Genomic DNA, 3,206 nt, shown 5'->3' with positions numbered 1-3,206 from the left:
GTTCGGGGTGATGGGTGGCTGGTCGTTGTTTGAGAACTGCACAGTGGACGCGAGCATCTGTGGCCAAGTTTTTAAGGGCGCACGGTGGATGCCTTGGCACCAGGAACCGATGAAGGACGTGGGAGGCCACGATAGTCCCCGGGGAGTCGTCAACCAGGCTTTGATCCGGGGGTTTCCGAATGGGGAAACCCGGCAGTCGTCATGGGCTGTCACCCGCTGCTGAACACATAGGCAGTGTGGAGGGAACGCGGGGAAGTGAAACATCTCAGTACCCGCAGGAAGAGAAAACAACCGTGATTCCGGGAGTAGTGGCGAGCGAAACCGGATGAGGCCAAACCGTATACGTGTGAGACCCGGCAGGGGTTGCGTGTACGGGGTTGTGGGATCTCTCTTTCACAGTCTGCCGGCTGTGAGACGAGTCAGAAACCGTTGATGTAGGCGAAGGACATGCGAAAGGTCCGGCGTAGAGGGTAAGACCCCCGTAGTCGAAACGTCAACGGCTCGTTTGAGAGACACCCAAGTAGCACGGGGCCCGAGAAATCCCGTGTGAATCTGGCGGGACCACCCGCTAAGCCTAAATATTCCCTGGTGACCGATAGCGGATAGTACCGTGAGGGAATGGTGAAAAGTACCGCGGGAGCGGAGTGAAATAGTACCTGAAACCGTGTGCCTACAAGCCGTGGGAGCGTCGCGCATCGAGTTTACTCGGTGCGTCGTGACTGCGTGCCTTTTGAAGAATGAGCCTGCGAGTTTGCGGTGTGTTGCGAGGTTAACCCGAGTGGGGCAGCCGTAGCGAAAGCGAGTCCGAACAGGGCGTTTCAGTAGCACGCTCAAGACCCGAAGCGGAGTGATCTAGCCATGGGCAGGTTGAAGCGGAGGTAAGACTTCGTGGAGGACCGAACCCACCAGGGTTGAAAACCTGGGGGATGACCTGTGGTTAGGGGTGAAAGGCCAATCAAACTCCGTGATAGCTGGTTCTCCCCGAAATGCATTTAGGTGCAGCGTCGTGTGTTTCTTGCCGGAGGTAGAGCACTGGATAGGCGATGGGCCCTACCGGGTTACTGACCTTAGCCAAACTCCGAATGCCGGTAAGTGAGAGCGCGGCAGTGAGACTGTGGGGGATAAGCTCCATGGTCGAGAGGGAAACAGCCCAGAGCATCGACTAAGGCCCCTAAGCGTACGCTAAGTGGGAAAGGATGTGGAGTCGCACAGACAACCAGGAGGTTGGCTTAGAAGCAGCCACCCTTGAAAGAGTGCGTAATAGCTCACTGGTCTAGTGATTCCGCGCCGACAATGTAGCGGGGCTCAAGCGTACCGCCGAAGTCGTGTCATTCATACAATAGGGCCAACGCCTGTATGGATGGGTAGGGGAGCGTCGTGTGCCGGGTGAAGCAGCACCGGAAGGTAGTTGTGGACGGTTCACGAGTGAGAATGCAGGCATGAGTAGCGATACACACGTGAGAAACGTGTGCGCCGATTGACTAAGGGTTCCTGGGTCAAGCTGATCTGCCCAGGGTAAGTCGGGACCTAAGGCGAGGCCGACAGGCGTAGTCGATGGATAACCGGTTGATATTCCGGTACCCGCTGTGAAGCGTCAAACATCGAACCAGGCGATGCTAAGTCCGTGAAGCCGTTCCGGACCCTTCGGGGAAAGGAAAGTGGTGGAGCCGACGAACCAGACTTGCAGTAGGTGAGTGATGGGGTGACGCAGGAAGGTAGTCCATCCCGGGCGGTGGTTGTCCCGGGGTAAGGGTGTAGGGCGAACGGTAGGCAAATCCGCCGTTCATACAGCCTGAGACCTGATGCCGAGCCGATTGTGGCGAAGTGGATGATCCTATGCTGTCGAGAAAAGCCTCTAGCGAGTTTCATGGCGGCCCGTACCCTAAACCGACTCAGGTGGTCAGGTAGAGAATACCGAGGCGTTCGGGTGAACTATGGTTAAGGAACTCGGCAAAATGCCCCCGTAACTTCGGGAGAAGGGGGGCCATGTCCGGTGATTGGATTTACTCCATGAGCTGGGTGTGGCCGCAGAGACCAGCGAGAAGCGACTGTTTACTAAAAACACAGGTCCGTGCGAAGCCGTAAGGCGATGTATACGGACTGACGCCTGCCCGGTGCTGGAACGTTAAGGGGACCGGTTAGTCACTCTTCGGAGTGGCGAAGCTGAGAACTTAAGCGCCAGTAAACGGCGGTGGTAACTATAACCATCCTAAGGTAGCGAAATTCCTTGTCGGGTAAGTTCCGACCTGCACGAATGGCGTAACGACTTCTCGACTGTCTCAACCATAGGCCCGGTGAAATTGCACTACGAGTAAAGATGCTCGTTTCGCGCAGCAGGACGGAAAGACCCCGGGACCTTTACTACAGTTTGATATTGGTGTTCGGTTCGGCTTGTGTAGGATAGGTGGGAGACTTTGAAACGTGGACGCCAGTTCACGGTGAGTCGTCGTTGAAATACCACTCTGGTCGTGCTGGATGTCTAACCTGGGTCCGTGATCCGGATCAGGGACAGTGTCTGATGGGTAGTTTAACTGGGGCGGTTGCCTCCTAAAGAGTAACGGAGGCGCCCAAAGGTTCCCTCAGCCTGGTTGGCAATCAGGTGTTGAGTGTAAGTGCACAAGGGAGCTTGACTGTGAGACCGACGGGTCGAGCAGGGACGAAAGTCGGGACTAGTGATCCGGCGGTGGCTTGTGGAAGCGCCGTCGCTCAACGGATAAAAGGTACCCCGGGGATAACAGGCTGATCTTCCCCAAGAGTCCATATCGACGGGATGGTTTGGCACCTCGATGTCGGCTCGTCGCATCCTGGGGCTGGAGTCGGTCCCAAGGGTTGGGCTGTTCGCCCATTAAAGCGGTACGCGAGCTGGGTTTAGAACGTCGTGAGACAGTTCGGTCCCTATCCGCTGCGCGCGCAGGAATATTGAGAAGGGCTGTCCCTAGTACGAGAGGACCGGGACGGACGAACCTCTGGTGTGCCAGTTGTTCTGCCAAGGGCATGGCTGGTTGGCTACGTTCGGGAGGGATAACCGCTGAAAGCATCTAAGCGGGAAGCCTGCTTCGAGATGAGTATTCCCACCCCCTTGAGGGGTTAAGGCTCCCAGTAGACGACTGGGTTGATAGGCCGGATGTGGAAGCCCAGTAATGGGTGAAGCTGACTGGTACTAATAGGCCGAGGGCTTGTCCTCAGTTGCTCGCGTCCACTGTGTT

General features: G+C 56.7%; 1 rRNA gene. It reads left to right on the top strand.

The window, feature by feature from the left end:
- The first annotated feature begins 61 nt into the window (after window positions 1-61).
- Window positions 62-3,184, top strand: a 23S ribosomal RNA gene (locus ACIRPU_RS44320).
- The last annotated feature ends 22 nt before the right edge of the window (window positions 3,185-3,206 follow it).

It is taken from the genome of Streptomyces sp. NPDC102259, assembly GCF_044766465.1.
Taxonomy (GTDB): Bacteria; Actinomycetota; Actinomycetes; order Streptomycetales; family Streptomycetaceae; genus Streptomyces.
Note: the sequence above shows the minus strand (reverse complement) of the source record. Positions and strands in the feature narration are given on the sequence as shown.